Source organism: Promineifilum sp. (SeqCode) (genome assembly GCF_041918635.1).
In the GTDB taxonomy this organism is placed as follows: domain Bacteria; phylum Chloroflexota; class Anaerolineae; order Promineifilales; family Promineifilaceae; genus Promineifilum.
The window spans coordinates 1-15,709 of the sequence record NZ_JAYRVJ010000004.1 but is presented as its reverse complement, the minus strand read 5'-3'; the positions used below and the strand labels follow the sequence as shown (position 1 = coordinate 15,709).

The 15,709-nt window shown below is 65.5% G+C and carries 19 protein-coding genes; 8 read left to right on the top strand and 11 right to left on the bottom strand.

Annotation, left to right across the window (positions count from 1 at the left end):
* The coding region (locus tag ACE3UY_RS00155) for a hypothetical protein (RefSeq protein WP_374685526.1) at nucleotides 1-648 on the bottom strand (648 nt) is incomplete at its 3' end.
* 287 nt (nucleotides 649-935) lie between these two features.
* Here ACE3UY_RS00155 and ACE3UY_RS00150 point away from each other — a divergent pair.
* On the top strand, nucleotides 936-1,151 hold the full coding sequence (locus ACE3UY_RS00150; protein ID WP_374685525.1) for a helix-turn-helix transcriptional regulator: 216 nt from the start codon (nucleotides 936-938) through the stop codon (nucleotides 1,149-1,151).
* 5 nt (nucleotides 1,152-1,156) lie between these two features.
* Nucleotides 1,157-1,918: a trans-aconitate 2-methyltransferase gene (locus ACE3UY_RS00145; protein ID WP_374685524.1), complete on the top strand. Its 762-nt coding sequence runs from the start codon at nucleotides 1,157-1,159 to the stop codon at nucleotides 1,916-1,918.
* 126 nt (nucleotides 1,919-2,044) lie between these two features.
* Here the strand turns inward: ACE3UY_RS00145 and ACE3UY_RS00140 are convergent, their stop codons facing one another.
* Nucleotides 2,045-2,893: an NADP-dependent oxidoreductase gene (locus tag ACE3UY_RS00140; RefSeq protein ID WP_374685523.1), complete on the bottom strand. Its 849-nt coding sequence runs from the start codon at nucleotides 2,891-2,893 to the stop codon at nucleotides 2,045-2,047.
* A gap of 360 nt (nucleotides 2,894-3,253) precedes the next feature.
* Nucleotides 3,254-3,958 (bottom strand): class I SAM-dependent methyltransferase, encoded by a 705-nt coding sequence (locus ACE3UY_RS00135; RefSeq protein ID WP_374685522.1) that lies wholly within the window; start codon nucleotides 3,956-3,958, stop codon nucleotides 3,254-3,256.
* Nucleotides 3,959-4,095: 137 nt separating this feature from the next.
* Between ACE3UY_RS00135 and ACE3UY_RS00130 the strand changes: the two genes are divergently transcribed.
* Nucleotides 4,096-4,995 carry an aminoglycoside phosphotransferase family protein gene (locus ACE3UY_RS00130; protein ID WP_374685521.1) on the top strand — a complete coding sequence of 300 codons (900 nt, stop codon included), beginning with the start codon at nucleotides 4,096-4,098 and terminating at the stop codon, nucleotides 4,993-4,995.
* Nucleotides 4,996-5,044: 49 nt separating this feature from the next.
* Here the strand turns inward: ACE3UY_RS00130 and ACE3UY_RS00125 are convergent, their stop codons facing one another.
* Nucleotides 5,045-5,533, bottom strand: coding sequence for a pyridoxamine 5'-phosphate oxidase family protein (locus ACE3UY_RS00125; RefSeq protein ID WP_374685519.1), 489 nt, complete (start codon nucleotides 5,531-5,533; stop codon nucleotides 5,045-5,047).
* The gene (locus tag ACE3UY_RS00120) at nucleotides 5,530-6,561 is read right to left on the bottom strand and encodes a HEAT repeat domain-containing protein (protein ID WP_374685518.1); all 1,032 of its coding nucleotides are present in this window, start codon (nucleotides 6,559-6,561) and stop codon (nucleotides 5,530-5,532) included. Before ACE3UY_RS00120 ends, ACE3UY_RS00125 begins: the two co-directional genes overlap by 4 nt.
* 144 nt (nucleotides 6,562-6,705) lie before the next feature.
* Here ACE3UY_RS00120 and ACE3UY_RS00115 point away from each other — a divergent pair, with 144 nt between their 5' ends.
* Nucleotides 6,706-7,845: a hypothetical protein gene (locus tag ACE3UY_RS00115; RefSeq protein ID WP_374685517.1), complete on the top strand. Its 1,140-nt coding sequence runs from the start codon at nucleotides 6,706-6,708 to the stop codon at nucleotides 7,843-7,845.
* Nucleotides 7,846-8,020: 175 nt separating this feature from the next.
* Nucleotides 8,021-8,242, top strand: a complete 222-nt coding sequence (locus ACE3UY_RS00110; RefSeq protein WP_374685516.1) for a type II toxin-antitoxin system prevent-host-death family antitoxin — start codon at nucleotides 8,021-8,023, stop codon at nucleotides 8,240-8,242.
* A gap of 41 nt (nucleotides 8,243-8,283) precedes the next feature.
* Here ACE3UY_RS00110 and ACE3UY_RS00105 read toward each other — a convergent pair whose 3' ends face one another.
* A complete protein-coding gene (locus tag ACE3UY_RS00105; RefSeq protein ID WP_374685515.1) occupies nucleotides 8,284-8,574 on the bottom strand; it encodes a hypothetical protein in 291 nt (96 codons plus the stop codon).
* A gap of 76 nt (nucleotides 8,575-8,650) precedes the next feature.
* On the opposite strand from ACE3UY_RS00105, the gene ACE3UY_RS00100 reads away from it, so the two are divergent.
* Nucleotides 8,651-9,076 carry a GNAT family N-acetyltransferase gene (locus ACE3UY_RS00100; protein WP_374685514.1) on the top strand — a complete coding sequence of 142 codons (426 nt, stop codon included), beginning with the start codon at nucleotides 8,651-8,653 and terminating at the stop codon, nucleotides 9,074-9,076.
* On the opposite strand, the gene ACE3UY_RS00095 is transcribed toward ACE3UY_RS00100, so the two are convergent.
* Nucleotides 9,073-11,829 carry a tetratricopeptide repeat protein gene (locus ACE3UY_RS00095; RefSeq protein WP_374685513.1) on the bottom strand — a complete coding sequence of 919 codons (2,757 nt, stop codon included), beginning with the start codon at nucleotides 11,827-11,829 and terminating at the stop codon, nucleotides 9,073-9,075. The two genes, ACE3UY_RS00100 and ACE3UY_RS00095, sit on opposite strands and share 4 nt — an antisense overlap.
* Nucleotides 11,830-12,014: 185 nt before the next feature.
* Here ACE3UY_RS00095 and ACE3UY_RS00090 point away from each other — a divergent pair, with 185 nt between their 5' ends.
* The gene (locus ACE3UY_RS00090) at nucleotides 12,015-12,419 is read left to right on the top strand and encodes a VOC family protein (protein ID WP_374685512.1); all 405 of its coding nucleotides are present in this window, start codon (nucleotides 12,015-12,017) and stop codon (nucleotides 12,417-12,419) included.
* Nucleotides 12,420-12,548: 129 nt separating this feature from the next.
* Here ACE3UY_RS00090 and ACE3UY_RS00085 read toward each other — a convergent pair whose 3' ends face one another.
* The 4 genes from ACE3UY_RS00085 to ACE3UY_RS00070 all read right to left on the bottom strand — a co-directional run bounded on the left by ACE3UY_RS00085 (nucleotide 12,549) and on the right by ACE3UY_RS00070 (nucleotide 15,260).
* On the bottom strand, nucleotides 12,549-12,986 hold the full coding sequence (locus ACE3UY_RS00085) for a cytochrome c family protein (protein WP_374685511.1): 438 nt from the start codon (nucleotides 12,984-12,986) through the stop codon (nucleotides 12,549-12,551).
* 2 nt (nucleotides 12,987-12,988) lie between these two features.
* Nucleotides 12,989-13,615: a hypothetical protein gene (locus tag ACE3UY_RS00080; protein ID WP_374685510.1), complete on the bottom strand. Its 627-nt coding sequence runs from the start codon at nucleotides 13,613-13,615 to the stop codon at nucleotides 12,989-12,991.
* 106 nt (nucleotides 13,616-13,721) lie between these two features.
* Nucleotides 13,722-14,639, bottom strand: coding sequence for a hypothetical protein (locus ACE3UY_RS00075; protein WP_374685509.1), 918 nt, complete (start codon nucleotides 14,637-14,639; stop codon nucleotides 13,722-13,724).
* Nucleotides 14,640-15,260, bottom strand: coding sequence for an RNA polymerase sigma factor (locus ACE3UY_RS00070; RefSeq protein WP_374685508.1), 621 nt, complete (start codon nucleotides 15,258-15,260; stop codon nucleotides 14,640-14,642).
* Nucleotides 15,261-15,298: 38 nt separating this feature from the next.
* On the opposite strand from ACE3UY_RS00070, the gene ACE3UY_RS00065 reads away from it, so the two are divergent.
* Nucleotides 15,299-15,706, top strand: a complete 408-nt coding sequence (locus ACE3UY_RS00065; protein ID WP_374685507.1) for a GNAT family N-acetyltransferase — start codon at nucleotides 15,299-15,301, stop codon at nucleotides 15,704-15,706.
* Nucleotides 15,707-15,709: the final 3 nt, after the last annotated feature.

Here is a 15,709-nt window from a genome sequence, read left to right as displayed (position 1 = left end):
CGGCGTGGGAAAGCGTACATCCAGCGAGGCTACGTAGGCGTTCCAGCGCGTTTCGCTGCGCCGGAAATCGAACATGGCCAGCGCCAGGCCGATGGCGATGCCCACCAGAATCAAGGTGGTGGTATTGACTCCTGTTAGCCAGGCGAAGATGATCCCGCCCAGCAGGCCGACGACCACGTAGTTGACCACGGCGATCATCTGCGCCGCGGTGAGTATGCCCATCCGGCGGCCCTGGTCATAGACCGCGGAGTCGGCCACGCCTGACAGATCGTCGTGGATGGAGAGCAGCAGATAGCGCGCCGATTCCGGAGCCACATCCACGTAGAAGTGGCGGATGCGGTTGATGGCCCGCTGGTAGTGGAAGTCGGTGTAGCTGATCTGCACCAGCCGCGCCTTGGTGACGAAGCCCATGAAGCTGAGCACCGGCAGCAGGACGAGAGTGAAGCCGCGAATCCACTCCTCCGCCTGGGAGAGCGTCGTGATGAAGGCCAGGGCCACGACGGCGCTGGACACGGCGCTCAAGTAAATGGTCGCCCGGCTGCTCACTTCTGAGGCCAGCACCGCCCGCGCGCCCTGCAACGTGAAGTGTTCGGTGGTCAGCACCTGAGCCAGGGCCGGCGATAATGCGGCTTTTTCGTCGCTTTCCATCAGCTTATGGCGCCTGAGCGGGCGGAAAGGGGCGGCAAGGCCCAGGCGTTGAACCTCCTAATCAGGATACTGTGGCTCATTATACGACTGAGAGCGGGCGATAACTGTATCCCTTGCCACACCCCGCGCACTCTCTACAGCGTCAATCAGCGCAAAAACCCGCGTTCATCAGCGTCCCATTCCTAATTGGTGGGGCAGGCATTGGATTTGGCGCTAGAGCGTCATGTCTGGTTCTATTTGCCGATGTTCTATTTTATTGGCCTGTCCGTGGCGTGGCGGCGCTACCTATGAGGAATCGATTGCGGGTCTTGCGCGCCGAGCGCCGCTGGTCGCAGGCGGAGCTGGCCGAGCGCCTGGGCGTCTCGCGGCAGACGGTCAACGCCGTCGAGACGGAGAAGTACGAGCCGAGCCTGACGCTGGCCTTCAAGATGGCGAAGTTGTTCTCGTTGCGGATCGAAGATATTTTTGCGCCCGATGAAACGGATAACGTTACAACTGCCTGAGCGCTATGGCTGATCCTGATAACCAGTCCGAATACGACGACCCGCTGCTCTACGACCTGGAGAACTCCGACTTCGCGCCGGAGGGGCCTTTCTATCTCGATCTCGCCCGGCGGGTGGGCGGGCCGGCGCTGGAACTGGGCTGCGGCACGGGGCGCTTCACCATCCCGCTGGCGCGGGCGGGCGTCGCCATAACCGGCCTGGACGCCGCCCGGCCGATGCTGGAACACGCGCGGCGCAAGGCGGGCGACCTGCCCGTCACCTGGGTGGAGGCCGACGCCCGCGACTTTCACCTTGGCCGCCGCTTCCGGTTCATCTTCGAGTCCGGCGCGACGTTCCAGCACATGCTGGCCCGTACTGACCAACTGGCTTTTCTGGCCTGCGCCCGCGAGCATGTGGAGCCGGGCGGGTACTTCGCCGTCAGCGCCATCAGGCCGACCGGTGACCTGATGGCCGACGAGACGGGGGAGTATCCGTGGTTTACCTACGCCAATGCGGACGGTCAGGAGGTGAGCGTCTCCGGCTGGCAAACGTATGACCCGGCCACTCAGGTGCGCACGGAGACGGCCATTCGCCGCTGGACCGATGCTGAGGGACAGCCGCGGGAGCGCGTCGCCCCGCTGCGGCTGCGCCTGACCTTCCCGGACGAACTGGAAGCGCTGCTGGTCGAAAGCGGCTTTGCCGTGGTGGAGCGGTATGGCGACTTCGACCGCTCACCCCTGACGGCTGAGAGTCCGCATACCATCTTGGTTTGCCGGCTAAGCTTATGAAGAAGGAAGAGGAACACAGAGGGGCACGGAGATCACACAGAGAGACACGGAGAGAAAACTCCTTTCTCTCCGTGTCTCTCTGTGTCTACCCTCTGTGTCTCTCTGTGTTCCTCTTAGCCCCGCGCCTTACTCGATGACTTGCAGGACGATCTTGCCCCGCGTGTGCCGGCTTTCCGACATCTTGTGGGCGCGCTGGGCCTGGTCGAGCGGCAGGACGGCTGAAACCGTGGGCTTGAGCTGGCCGGAATCAACCAGAGCCGCTATCTCCCGCAACACCGGCCCGACGGCGTACGAGGCCGTGGCGAACTCCTGGCGCACGCCGCGGGCCTCCGCCGTTTCCTGAGAGGGGGCCTGGATAATGGACATGAGCAGGCCGCCCGGCTTGAGCACCTGCCAGGAGCGAGCCTGGCAGTCGCCGCCGATGGTGTCGAGGACGACGTCGACATCCTGGATGACATCTTCGAAAGACACCGCCGTGTAGTCGACAGCCTGATCCACGCCAAGTTCGCGCAGGAAATCCATGTTGCGAGTGGAGGCCGTGCCGATCACTTTCGCGCCGCGCAGTTTCGCCAACTGGACGGCGATGTGGCCGACGCCGCCGGCCGCGCCGTGGATGAGCACCGTCTGCCCGGCGGCCAGATGGGCGGTGTCGTAGAGCGTCCCCCAGGCTGTCAGGCTGACGTGGGGCAGAGCGGCAGCATGGATATGGTCGAGGGAGGCCGGCTTGCGCGCCACATCGGCAGCGCGCACGGTCACATACTCGGCATACGTCCCATCCCGGTTGAGGTCTGCCCGGGTATATACCTCATCGCCTGGCTCGAATTCGGTGACGCCTTCGCCCACCGCTTCAATGATGCCGGAAACGTCCCCGCCCAAAACCATCGGTAACGTGTGCTGGAAGTAGCCGGCGACGTAACCGGCCCGAACAGCGCAATCGAAGGGATTCACCCCCGCGTCGTGCACGCGAATCAACACCTCGCCCTCCGCGGCTATAGGTCGAGTAGCTTCTTCATAGACCAATGCATCCACGCCCCCGTAGTTATGAATCCGGACCGCCTTCATCGTCGCCATTTGACCTTCCTTACTATTCAACTGTCTCAATATCGGAGCATTATAGAGCCAGACGGCGAGCTCCCACAATGCGTGAATTGACTGTATTCTCAGAGAGGAAGGACGAAACTAAGCGGAGGTGGGTTCATCGTCGCTCGACATCGGCTGGTCGCCGCTTCTCAGCCGTTTCGTCACCGGCGTCAATATCCGCAGGGCCAGGGTGTAAGCGCCAACGATCTCTGGGGCAGGTGGGCCAGCCGCCGGCCCAGTCAGCCGGCAAGGAACTCAGCGGCCAAATGGCGGCAAATCTGCCACCCGCCACAGGCCGAGGTGCTTGCCCTGGCTCAGGGGTTGGGTGGCGCACTCGTCGATCAGGCGCAGCGGCGGGGGGAAGGAGAACGGCGGCCGGCGAAAGTTGATCGCCCGCCAGACGGGGGTAATGGTGTCCTCGTTGTGCTCCCGGCCCTCGAACGTCGTGGTCAGCAGGTAGGTCGCGCCGGACGCCCGGATGTTGGCCAGGGCCTGGAAGACGTGATCGTAAGAGAGGTGCACCAGGCAGTCGCGGCACAGGATGAGGTCGGCCGCGGGCAATTGATCCTGCAACAGGTCGAGCCGGACGAATCGCCGGCGCTCGTTGCCGTAGCGCGCCTGGTTGGCGGCCGCTAGATCGGCGACGATGTCCCCGCCGATGTAGTCGATCTCCAGCGGCACGAGGCGCATCCAATTGAAATCGCCGCAGGGCACGTCCAGCATTGAGCGGCAGCCCAGTTCGGCCAGCAAGCCGGGCAGGGCCAGCCGGATCTGCTCCGTCTCAGCCAGCGTGGAGCCGGAACCGGACAAGGACTCGGGGTCTTCCCACTTATTGCCCTGGTAGATGTTGGTGAAAATCTCTTCGGGCGACCCGGCGAACCGGGGATGGTACTTGATCCCCCGCCAGACGCGCGCCAGCGTGGGAAAACGCTGCAAGACTTTGCTTCTGAAGTTGCTCATCGTTTGTCGATCCTCAACGAGGCCGTGCGGCGTGTGCTCGTTGTCGATTGTGGCCTTGCATTCTATCATACCATAAGTCGGATGAGAGGGAGAACGGCCGGCCGCGGCCGGCCCTTTGTCCCTTGCCCAACCGGTCGATGAGCAAGTGGCCCCAGAATATCCTTGACGTGTACGGCCCAGCCGGCGCGACGTGGCTGGCCGAATTGCCGGCGCTGCTGGACGAGTGCGCGGCGCGCTGGTCGCTGACCCTCGGCCCGCCGTTCGGCAACCTCTCGTACAACTACGTGGCCCCGGCCGCCGGCCCTGATGGCGCGGCGCTCGTTCTGAAGGTCGGCCCGCCCAACCCCGAACTTAAGAGCGAGATCGCGGCGCTGCGCGTCTTCGACGGTTGGGGTGCAGCGCGGTTGATCGCCGCCGACGCGGCGCGGGGCGTCCTGCTGGTGGAGCGCGTACTGCCCGGCGACTCGCTCTGGACGCTGGACGACGACGAGCAGGTGATCGCGGTCGTGGTCAAGGTCATGCGGGGGCTCCACCGGCCGCTGGCCGCCGGCCACCCCTTCCGCACCCTGACCGATCTGTCCACTGGGCTGAACCGGCTGCGCGCCGAATTCGACGGCGGCTATGGCCCCTTCCCGCCGGCGCGGGTGGATCGGGCGGCCGGACTGTTCCGCGAGTTGACCGGGACGGCCGAGCCGCTGCTCATCCACGGCGACCTGAACCCCGGCAACGTCTTGCGCGGCGGGCGCGAACCGTGGCTGGCGATTGACCCCAAGGGGTATGCCGGCGACCCACTCTACGATGTCGCCACCTTTCTCAACGACGCGCCGCGGCTGCCGGAGGCGGCGCTGCGCAGCCTGCTCGACCGGCGCATCCGGCTATTGGCCGAGGCGCTAAGCGTGTCGCGCGGGGCGGTGCTGGCCTGGGCCGAGGCTCACGCCGTGCTGTCCGGCTGGTGGAACTATGAGGATCACGGCGCGGGCTGGGAGCGGACGTTCGCGCTGGCCGAGCTGTACGAGGCGTTAGGCCGGAAAAAATAGCACACAGATGACGCTGAAAAATCAGCGTCTCATCCGCGTTATCAGCGTCCTATTCTTTCTCCTCCCGCCATCTCAGTACTTCCCCGCCCTGACCAAGCAGCACCGTGCCGGGGAAGACGCGCAGCCGCCACGGCTCCAACCGCAGCGCGGCGAACGCCTCGGCCGTGGGGCTGGGCCAGGCCGGGACGATGGCCGGGTCATAGCCGACCGGCTCCGGCCCGTAGCGAAACAGGTTCCAGACCATCAGCCGCGTCTCGTCATCCAGCGCCCAACTGGCCCGGCACTCGGCGACGCAGGTGTCGTGCGAGGGGGCCCAGTAGTTGAGCGACAGGTAGGGGTGGGCGGCCAGGTGGGCGCGCTTGACCGGCGACGGGCTGGTGGCGATCCAACCCAGCAGCCGCTCGCCGTCCCATTGCCAGATGGGGTGGAGGATGCGCGAGCGGGGACGGCCGCGGGCGTCCACAGTGGCCGCGCTGGCCCAGACGATGCGGTGGGCCATGGCGATGAAGGCGGGGGCGACTTGCGAGAGTCCAGTCATGGTAGTTTTCCTTTGAGACCCTCTCCCTGACCCTCTCCCATGGGGCGAGGGGATGGCGAGCCTCTCCCTAGCCCTCTCCCGGAGGGAGAGGGAAGGGTAAGTCCGCGCTCGGTCAAACGTTTCTCTACCTTGCTCCAGACCACGTCGTCGCGCCGGTAGAGTTCCAACGCGGCGAGGGCGTCATGCGCCTCGTGGGCCGTGCCGTTCGCCAGCACGTCGAGCAGGAAGTCGGTGGCCTCGTCGCGGCGCAGGACGGCCAGGGCCAGCAGGATGACGCGCCGCACGGCCGGTTCGTCGCTCTCCTCCCAGGCGGCGCGCAGCAGGGGCAGCGCTTCCGGCAAGCGCGACTCGCCCAGCGCCAGCGCCGCCGCTTCGGCGATGGACGGATTGGCGCGCCGCACGTAGCCGGCCACGTGGGGCGCGGCGCGGGCCGGCTCCAGGAGCAGCACGGCGGCGAAACACTCGTACAGCACGTCGGTGGCCTCGTCGCCGATCAGCAACTTGTACCACAGCAGAGGCAGCCCGCCCGGCTCCGTGGCGCGGGCGATGGCGCGCACCGCCCCGACGCGGGCATCCGCCTCCGGGTCGGCCAGCAGCGCCGCCAGTTCCAGCAGCACGCCGGGATAGTCCATGCCGACCAGACCGGCGGCGCAGATGGCGCGCAGCCTGGCCGCCGTATCCTCGCGCCCGCCGTAGACCGGCTCCAGTTGGACAAAGCGCAGGCCGGTCAGGAAGAGTGTCTCGTCGCGGTGTTCCAGGCGGACGAGCGCCTCGGCGATGGCGTGCTTGGCGGCGCAGGTGGGGTCGCGCCGTGTGGCGTCGGGCAGAAAGCGCGCGAAGGCGTGGGCCAGGTCATCGCGCAGCGCCTCTAGCGCCCACTCGCCGGCGATCTCGGCCGCCCGCGCCGCCAGCAGGTTCGACCGGCCGGCCAGCGCTTGCCGGAGCAGGGGAAGCGCCGCGGCGCCGGCCGGATCGTCAAGGGCGTTCAGGGCGGCCAACTGGCGCTGGAAGTCGTCGTGTTTGGGCATATAGCAGTGTTGTAAGAAACTCGGTGAGACCGAGCAGTGGCTCACCAGACTGTAGTAGTATGCAGGAAAAAAGAAGGGGCGGCATCGCTGTTGGTGCGATTGATGGTAGACTACGGTTCTGGTAACCCGTATTGGAGTTGATGTATGACAGCCAAGCGCGCCATTCCCCTCTGGATTGCCATCTTCCTTCTGGCCGGCATTTTCATTGGCCCGCGCGAGTTTAGCGCCGGCGATACTCAGCGTTACGTTGGGATGGTGGAGGGCGAGACCGTGGTCGCGCCATTCGCCTATCGCGTGCTGGTTCCGGCCATTGTGCGAGTATTGCCGGTGAGTGTGGAAAGCGGGTTCCTCATTACCACCATTGCCTTTTCCTACCTGACGCTGCTCTTTTTCCACCGGCTGTTGCGCCGCCTGGGTGTTGCCGAACGGGCGGCGCTGTTGACCACGGCCGCGCTGGCTTTCAGCTATCCCGTAGCCTACAATCTCGGGCATTGGGGCCTGATCGATCCGGCGACCAACTTCTTCATCGTCCTGGCGCTCTACGCCCTATTCAGCGACCGACTATGGCTAATGGCCGCTATACTCTTGATCGGCGTCATGGCCAAGGAATCGCTGCTACTCTTGCTGCCGCTTCTGGTCGGGGCTATTTGGTGGCGGCCGACGCTCTCCCCGGTGGCGCGAGTAGGCTATACGCTACTTGCCGCCGGGACGCCTCTCCTTGTGTTGGCCCTATTGCGAACGCGCATTCCGGTGGAACCTAGCGTTTACGACATCGGTGGCCTGGATGATCTGCGCGCCTTGTGGGCTTTCATCATGGAGTATAACTTCAGCGGCTACGGGTTCATCCCGCGCCTGGGCCGGGAGTTCCTGCGATCCTATGGGTTCTTTTGGACATTCGCGCTGCTGGGCTGGTCGCTCATAGCGCGGCGCAGCGTTCAGGTAGTCTGTCTCTACCTGGTCGCGGTCAGCGTTGGCCTGTGCCTGATCGCCACGGACTGGTCGCGAATGCTCAGTTTCGGTTTTCCAGGCATTTTCATACCGGCGGCGTTTCTCATCCAACGCGGATTGGCGGAAATCCACGGCCGGTGGCTCATGCCGGCGCTCGTGGTGTTATTCGCGGCGCAAGGCTACATTGCTCTGCTCAGTTATGAGGAGCTGGATCGCCTGGGTCAGTTGGGTCTGATCGCTGGCAGTGTCCTTCTTTTCATTGCCGGCTCATTGTTGGCCGTTTATTTGCGTGTCGGGGCGACGCGGCGGAAGCTTGCGTTGGAACAGAAGGGCTGAGGCGGAAGGCTGTTTAGGTATAATCTACATAGCTTAGCCTGACACTATCTTTGCACTTTTTAGCGCGAGTTCTATATGTGGCGGTTGAGGCTGTACCAAAAACACCATATATAGGCCGCGGCTGCTAGATAAAGGCAAAAGTGCAAAGATAGCGCCTGAATTAGTCGAGGGATGAATGCGGACGTGGCAATTGCATGAGGCGAAAAACAAGTTCAGCCAAGTTGTCGAAAACGCTTTGACCGATGGCCCTCAGGTGCTCAGTCGTCGGGGCCACTTTCGACTGTCACAAACTCTCGGATATGTAGAATGGTTTCATCGGCGAGGAATAATTCACCACGGATGTAGCCCTCGTAGCTGCTACGTTTCTCAAAGGTCAAACGGGTTGAGCGAACAATAGGAGAGGCATCAATGGTTGCCTGGATTTGTCTAAAGTACTCCTCAATTTTCAAACTCGATCCCCTGGTACGTCTCAGCCTTTTCTTGTAGGTGACTCAGTAACCGGTATTCCCCAATCCAATCCACAAAGTCTAGCGTCTCGATTAGTTCATCGTTCTCAAAACGCCGCATAAAATCATCTGTCGCCATTTCGTAACGCGCTTCGAATTCCCGCAGGCGCTCCTCCGTCTGGCGGATGGCGGCGCGCACCAGCTTGAGTTCGTTGGCAAGGGCCGCTTCGACCAACGGTCGGAGCGGACGCGACTGCTTGGAGACCAGGGTTATCTCAGTCATAATTACACCTGTTCGGGCGCGGTGACGCCTCGACATTCGGCATTATAAGATGGTCAGATAGCCACGGCAATAGCTCATGGATATACAGTACGCCAGGACCACCGCCCACATCGACTGGTCGCGCCTGAAGGCCGACCTAATGGCCGATGACTTCGACAACGGCCGCACCCCCGACGAACTGCGCCGCTCGTTCGAGAATAGCGCCGTCGTCGTCTTCGCCATTGTGTCGTCTTCGACACACGACGGCGATCGGGTGGTCGGCAAGGCCCGCGCCCTGTCCGACGGCGTCTGCAACGCCTACGTCGTGGACGTGTGGACGCAGAGCGACTACCGCCGCCGCGGCATCGCCACGCGCATGATGCAATTGCTGGCCGAGGGTCTGCAGGGCCAGCACATCTACCTGTTCACCGACGACGCCGAAGCGTTCTACCGCGGCCTGGGTTACCGGCGGCAGGGAATTGGGCTGAGCAAGGTCGTGGGCAAGTGGTTGAACCGGCTCTAGACAACGGGCGATACGGCCCGACTCATTGCCTCCTCCAGCTTCATCCGCCCTCCTTCCTGCCACAACCGCTCGAACTCGGCATCCCCCAGGGCCTCCCGCAAATGACGGCGCGTGCGCTCCACCTCCACGCGGTCGGCCGGCCACCAGGCCGCGGCGGACGTGACGATCTGCGCGTCGGCGGCGGCCAGCCACGTCGCGGCCCGCGCCGCTTCGCCGCGCGCTGCCGCTACAGCTGCCAGCCCGCCCAGGCATTCGGCCATGCCGCGCTTGTTGCCCAGCCGGCGGAACGCGGCCAGGCTCTCCTGGAACAGTTCCTCCGCCCGCGCCGCGTCGCCGTCGTGCAGGGCCAGATAACCCAGAGTATGGATCAGCCGCGCGTGGTCGCCCAGCGCGTCGGCCTCGCGGTACATCGCCTCGGCTCGCTCGTAGTAGGGTCGCGCCCGATCGTAGTCGCCCTGCGCGCGGGCCACCTCGCCCAGGTTATTCAGGGCGAAGGCGATCTGCCATGGATCGCCCAGGCGTTCGGCCAGAGTCATCGCCTCACGCAGCCAGACGTCGGCTTGCTTGTACTGGCCCAGAGCCAAAGAGGCGTTCGCCAGGTGGATGAGTGTGTTGGTCTTGTCCCAGGTATCGTCGGCCTGATCGAAAAGCTCGGCGGCCAGCGTGAGGTGACCGTAGGCGTCGCGGTCGCGGCCCTGATTGAGCAGGTTCACGCCATAGCTGAAGTGCCCCATCGAGATGCCCAACTCGAATCCCATCCAGTCCGCCACTTGCAGCGCCTCCTCGACGCGTTGGATCGCCACATCATGGTCTCCATGCCACATCGCCATCATCCCGGCAATGTTGAGGGCCATGCCGAATGGGATGCCGCCGATGCTCTGCGTCGCGCGTATCAGCCGCTCACTCCACTCCCGCCCCTCCTGAATGTGGCCGCGCCGGTACCAGAACCAGAGCAGAAACACGACAATCCAGCCGGCGCTGAGCAGATCATGGCCCGGCTCCATCCCCCACGACAACGCGGCCCGGAAGTTATCGTACTCCGCCTCGACGCGTTTGAAGATCGCCGACGTCTCCGGCCCATAGATCAGCGCATACTGCGTTGTCGCCTGTTGCGCGAAGTGCTGGAGATGCGCATCTCGCGTGGCCGCCAGTTCGCCCGCCTCCTCCAGCTTCTCCAGGGCGTAGTCGCGGATGGTCAGCAACATGTCGAAGCGCGGCTCGTCTTCGCCCCACTCGACCTGGCGCACCAGACTGTTGCGCAGCAGCGTCTCAATGCCGGTGAACACGTCGAACGCGCCATCCGCGTTACAAATCGCTTCGGCGCTCTCCAACGTGAAGCCGCCGACGAACACCCCCAGCCGGGCGAAGAGCGCCTGCTCCTCCGGTTTCAACAGGGTGTAGCTCCAGTCAATGGCGTTGCGCACCGTCTGCTGCCGGGTGGGCAGATCGGCCGCGCCGCCGACCAGCAGCTTCATGCTCTGATCGAGCCGCTTTAGGATGGCCGCCGGCGGCAGCATGCGGATGCGCGCGGCGGCGATCTCGAGCGCCAGCGGCAGCCCATCCAGCCGGCGGCAGATGCCGGCCACGGCCACAGCGTTGTCCGGCCCCAACTCGAACGCGGGCCGGGCCGCCTGGGCGTGCCGGACGAAGAAGCGGACGGCCTCCGATTCGAGCAGCTCTTCCACAGCGTGCGCCCCGGCGGCCGGCACGGCCAGCGTGTCCACCGGGTATTCGCGCTCGCCGCGGATGGACAGGGGGATGCGGCTGGTCGCCAGTGTCTTGATCCGGGGGGCGGCCGACAGAAGCCCGGCCACAATAGGGGCGGCGCTGATGACCTGTTCCAGGTTGTCGAGGATGAGGAACACCTGCCGGTCAGCGAGAAAGTCCTTGAGGTTATCGAACGGCGGCCGGCCGCCGCCTTCACGGATGCCCATGGTGTGGGCGATGGTGGAGGCGACGAGCGTCGGGTTGGTGATAGGGGCCAGGTCCACGAAGTAGACGCCTTGGGGGAAGTGATCCAGCAGCGCCCGGCCGACCTCCAGACTGAGCCGCGTTTTGCCCGTACCGCCCGGCCCGGTCAGCGTCACCAGGCGCGCGCCGTTGCCCGCCAGCAGGGCGGTCAACTCGACCACTTCCTGCTCGCGGCCGATGATCGGCGTCGGCGGGGTGGGCAGGTTGCCCGGCCGTCCCTCGCCGGCGCGGGGGGGCGGGAAGTCGTTGGGCAGGTCGTCGATCCAGAGCTGGTAGACTGTCTCCGGCCGGCTGAGGCCCTTCAAGGGGTAGGTTCCTAACTCGATCAGCCGCAGGCCGTCCGGCAGTTCGTCGCGCACCAGTTCGGTAGTGGCGTGTGAGATCAGCGTCTGACCGCCGTGGGCCAGGCCGCGGATGCGGGCGCAGCGGTTGACGGCCGAGCCGTAGTAGTCGCCGTCCCGCCAGTCGGCCGCGCCGGTGTGGAGGCTGACGCGCACGCGCAGGGCGAAGGGCAGATCGGCCAGCTCGGCTGCCAGCGCGCGCTGGATGGCCGCCGCCGCGCCCACGGCCGGCCCCGGCCGCTCGAAGACGGCGAAGCGGCTGTCCCCCTCGCCGCGCGGCCGGACGACCAGCCCCCCGGCGGCGGCGACGCGCGCCTCGATGAGCGCGTCGTGGCGAGCCAGCGCCGCGCGCATGGCGTCGGGATGCTGTTCCCAGAGGGGTGTGCTGTCTTCCACGTCGGTGAACAGGAAGGTGACGGTTCCGGTTGGGTAAGCGTTCACAGTTCTTCCCCTGGAAGAATCCACAGATTTCACAGATTACGCAGATTGTTAGAGCGTCGGCAAAGGGTGCGTTCTCTGTAAGTGGTCTATGATTGAACCGCGCGACGTTGGGTGGAGTGTCAGGCGACTACACTATACTATAGAGGGTGAAGGGATCGCAAGCTGTTCGCAGAGAGGCATGAGCGATGAAAGCCCACCGCATTTTCGAGACCGTGATCTACGCCGCCGATCTGGGCGCGGCCGAGCGTTTTTATCGGGAGGTGTTGGGGCTGGAACTGGTCAGCCGCTTCGACGTGGCGCTGGCCTTTCGCTGCCGCGACGGCGTTCTGCTGGTCTTCGACCCGGACAAGGCCAGCCTGCCTAACCGGGGCGTGCCCAGCCATGGGGCGCATGGCCCCGGCCATCTGGCCTTCGCCGCCGCGGCCGAGGAGCTTGACGCCTGGCGCGCCCACCTGCGCGAGCGCGGCGTGCCGATCGAGATGGAAGTCAATTGGGAGGCGGGCGGCACGTCGATTTACTTCCGCGACCCGGCGGGAAACAGCATCGAACTGGCTCCGCCGACGCTCTGGGGTGGTGGCTGGGACTTCTAGAAGAAGAATCCACAGATTTCACAGATTAAGAAGCTCACGCAAAGAGCGCTAAGAGCATCTTCTTTGCGTTCTTGGCGTTCTTCGCGAGCTTGGCGTGAGCCTCTTAAATCTGCGAAATCTGCGGATCACTCATCTGGCCGGATTGGTTTGCAGGAAGGCGATCAGCGCCTCGATCTCGTCGTCGTCCAGGTGGAGTTTGGGCATCTCCGTCGCCGGCCGGATGGCCTGGGGGTCGCGCAGCCAGCTACGGACGAACGCCGGGTCGGGCTGGTAATGGGTCAGGTCGGGCGCGCCGTTGGCCCCGGCCAGCGACAGGCCCGGGTTATCGTCCATGCTGATCACGCGCTCCACGCCCAGCCCGTCGTGCCGGTGGCACGTACCGCAGCCTTTGGCCTGGAACAGCGCCCGCCCGTACTCGGCCAATGAAACCGTCGGCGTCGGTGGGACAGTCGTAGGCATGAGCGTCGGCTCTGTGGCCGCGGCCATCGGCGTCGCCCGCCACTCCACAAAGGAGAGCGCCAGGAGAACCAGGGCCACGACGGCCAGCGCGCCGGCGACCTTGGCCACGCCTACGACTCCACCCGCGCCTGGGCCGACGACCGCTTCCGGCCTTGAAGGAGGAACAAGGCAACGGCGACAAGGCCCAGCGCCAGCGCCGCCCAGCGCAAGCCCGCCTGCCATGAGAAGCCCGCGTCCACCGTTGCCGGCGCGGCCGGCTGCACCACTTCTTCAGGTTGCGTGATGGCGGGAGCGGCAATCGCCGGCTCGGCGGCGGGCTTGACTTCCTTAACGGCCGCGGCGTTGGCTGCCGGCAGGACGGTCAGCGGCTCGAACACCGTCTCGCCCAGCAGCGGGTTGGGCAGGATCGTCCACTCCCACGTCCCGTCGCTGGGGAAGGTGACCTCGACGGTGAAGCGGCCGGTTTCCTTCAGACGCTCGGCCATGATCTCGAGCCGCTGCCCGCTGGCCGGGTTCTCGGCGATCAGCAGCGGTTCGACCGGGCTATTGGCGTCCAGGTCGTGTACCGGCGTCTTCCCATGTTGCAGGACGGTGAAGTCCGCCCGCCACGGTTCGCCGGCATGGATGTCGCCCGGCGGCTCGTCGAGTGAGACGACCGCCCACCCGCCGGCCAACACGGCCGGTATGAGCGCCAACAATAGAATCGTTGCCATCAGAAGACCCACTCTGCGTTTCATGTTCACTTCTCCTTGCATGGATTGGCGGCCCCGCTCGGCCGTCCGGTTTAGCCCTAATACACCGGCCGGCGCCGTCCAGTTCCCTCGTGTTCCTCTTAAAATCTGCCTAATCTGTGGATGAATCTCTTATCGACTCGGCGATGCGGCGCGCCTCAGCGAGGTCGAACGCCCCTTCCAGCCGGTAGGTGATCTCCCCATCAGCCCAGATGAGTACGTTCGAGTCGATGAGCAGCGAATTCGCCTGCCAGTTGCCGAGCAGTTGCAGCATGTGCGGCCCTTCCAACCAGACGGCCGGCCACTCGCCGACGAAGGTGAAGGTCACGCCCTCGTCGTGGATGAGCTTACTGGCAAACTCGGGCACTCCGATCTGGGTCAGGGATAGCAGCGCGTCATCCGCCTTGCGCCAGACGAGTGTGAGGGCTGGCAAGTCCACGTTGCGGTGAATGTACACTTCGTCCGGCGCACCCAATGCCGCCGGTTCGACCGGCGCGAACGGGGCGGACTGCCGCGCCTCGTCCAGCGTTACCGGCTCGCCCAACTGGAAGAGTTCCAGCGAGTGAGCGACCGGAGGGGAAGGAGATGCCGCCAGCGTGGCGACCGGGGTAGCGGTGGACGGGATCAGTGGCAACTGGCCGGCCGGCGCGGCGGCCGGCGGCGGGCTTGGCTGCGGCGTGGGCGGCAGGGCCGTGGACGGCAGGGCCGTGGGCGCGGTCTCGTCGGTGAAGATGGTGATCGCGCCAATGCGGGTGACGAGGGACAAAATGGCCGCGCGCGTCTGGGGGACGGCCAGCAGCCCGGTCATGATGAGCGCCAGAGCCAGCAGGGTCCAGACGAGGCGACCACGGCCGGCGGCCAGCGGCCGGCGGCCAGCAGCCTGTCGTCTGTCGTCTGTCGCCCGTCGCCCACTGTCCGCGATCCGGTTCAGCACGACCGCCGCCACGTCCGGCGTCGCCGGATAGTCGAAGCGCCGGGCCAGTTGCTCCAGGGAGCGTTCCCACTGCGGGGTGATGTCGTTTGGTTCCATCTAATCGTTTCCCAGCGCCTCGCGCAGATCGGGGTAGTCGGCCTCAATGACCGCGCGCAGTTGCGCCAGCGCCCGGCTCAGGCGAGACTTGGCCGTGCCGGCCGGGATGTTGAGCGACTCGGCCGCCTCTGCTTCCGAGAGGCCGAGGAAGTAGCGCAGATAGACGATGTCCTGCCCGTCCGGCCGCAGGCGTGTGACCGCCTCGCGCAGCCGGCGGGCGTCGGCCGCCGCGGTTCGCTCCGGCGGCGGGTGGTAGCGATCCGGTTCAGCCTGGAAAGCGCGCTGCAGCGCCCCCCAATAGCGCCCCAGACTGCGTCGCCGGTTGCGGGCCAGGTTGGCGGCGATGCTGAGCAGCCAGGGGCGCAGCGGCCGGGCGTCGTCGAACCGGTCGAGAGCCAGGTAGGCGCGGATGAACGTCTCCTGGGCAGCGTCTTCGGCGTCGGCCGCGTCCCCCACTATCAGGTAGGCGAGGCGGAAGACCGGCTCCCCATACCGGCCGACGAGCGCCTCCCAGGCGGCATCGTCCCGCCGGCGCGCGCGGCGGACCAGGGCCGTCTCTTCCGGATCAGCCGCGGGCCGCTCGCTCAGCGCGCCGGCCCCGGCCGCGTCGAATAAGCTCATTCATTACACTATACACCGCGGCTGGTAGAATGGTTCCCATGAATCTGGAAATATCGACCGATCCCAACCGGCTGGACGTGGGCCTGATCCATCACTTCTTATCGGAGGACTCTTATTGGGCGCAGGGCAGGGCGCTGGAGGTCACGCGGCGCGCCATCGCCAACTCTCTCTGCTTCGGCGCGTACCGAGATGGCCGGCAAGTTGGCTTCGCCCGCGTAGTGACCGACCGGGCGACGTTTGCCTGGCTGGCCGACGTGTTCGTGGTGGAGGAAGAGCGCGGTCTGGGGGTGGGCAAGGCGTTGCTGGCGGCGGTCCTGGCCCATCCCGAGCTTCAGGAGGTGCGGCGAATGCTCCTGGCAACCCGCGACGCGCACACGTTGTACGCGCAGTTCGGCTTCCGGCCGCTGGATAGCCCAGACCGATTTATGGCACGCCAAGCGCCTTAGAAT

What these genes read in the sequence shown, in the direction of transcription:
- ACE3UY_RS00065 (WP_374685507.1), top strand. Translation starts at nt 15,299, where the DNA reads ATGAATCTGGAAATATCGACCGATCCCAACCGGCTGGACGTGGGCCTG.
- ACE3UY_RS00115 (WP_374685517.1), top strand. Translation starts at nt 6,706, where the DNA reads ATGACAGCCAAGCGCGCCATTCCCCTCTGGATTGCCATCTTCCTTCTG.
- ACE3UY_RS00110 (WP_374685516.1), top strand. Translation starts at nt 8,021, where the DNA reads ATGCGGACGTGGCAATTGCATGAGGCGAAAAACAAGTTCAGCCAAGTT.
- ACE3UY_RS00080 (WP_374685510.1), bottom strand. Translation starts at nt 13,615, where the DNA reads ATGAAACGCAGAGTGGGTCTTCTGATGGCAACGATTCTATTGTTGGCG.
- ACE3UY_RS00100 (WP_374685514.1), top strand. Translation starts at nt 8,651, where the DNA reads ATGGATATACAGTACGCCAGGACCACCGCCCACATCGACTGGTCGCGC.
- ACE3UY_RS00090 (WP_374685512.1), top strand. Translation starts at nt 12,015, where the DNA reads ATGAAAGCCCACCGCATTTTCGAGACCGTGATCTACGCCGCCGATCTG.
- ACE3UY_RS00130 (WP_374685521.1), top strand. Translation starts at nt 4,096, where the DNA reads ATGAGCAAGTGGCCCCAGAATATCCTTGACGTGTACGGCCCAGCCGGC.
- ACE3UY_RS00070 (WP_374685508.1), bottom strand. Translation starts at nt 15,260, where the DNA reads ATGAGCTTATTCGACGCGGCCGGGGCCGGCGCGCTGAGCGAGCGGCCC.
- ACE3UY_RS00150 (WP_374685525.1), top strand. Translation starts at nt 936, where the DNA reads ATGAGGAATCGATTGCGGGTCTTGCGCGCCGAGCGCCGCTGGTCGCAG.
- ACE3UY_RS00075 (WP_374685509.1), bottom strand. Translation starts at nt 14,639, where the DNA reads ATGGAACCAAACGACATCACCCCGCAGTGGGAACGCTCCCTGGAGCAA.
- ACE3UY_RS00105 (WP_374685515.1), bottom strand. Translation starts at nt 8,574, where the DNA reads ATGACTGAGATAACCCTGGTCTCCAAGCAGTCGCGTCCGCTCCGACCG.
- ACE3UY_RS00120 (WP_374685518.1), bottom strand. Translation starts at nt 6,561, where the DNA reads ATGCCCAAACACGACGACTTCCAGCGCCAGTTGGCCGCCCTGAACGCC.
- ACE3UY_RS00135 (WP_374685522.1), bottom strand. Translation starts at nt 3,958, where the DNA reads ATGAGCAACTTCAGAAGCAAAGTCTTGCAGCGTTTTCCCACGCTGGCG.
- ACE3UY_RS00145 (WP_374685524.1), top strand. Translation starts at nt 1,157, where the DNA reads ATGGCTGATCCTGATAACCAGTCCGAATACGACGACCCGCTGCTCTAC.
- ACE3UY_RS00125 (WP_374685519.1), bottom strand. Translation starts at nt 5,533, where the DNA reads ATGACTGGACTCTCGCAAGTCGCCCCCGCCTTCATCGCCATGGCCCAC.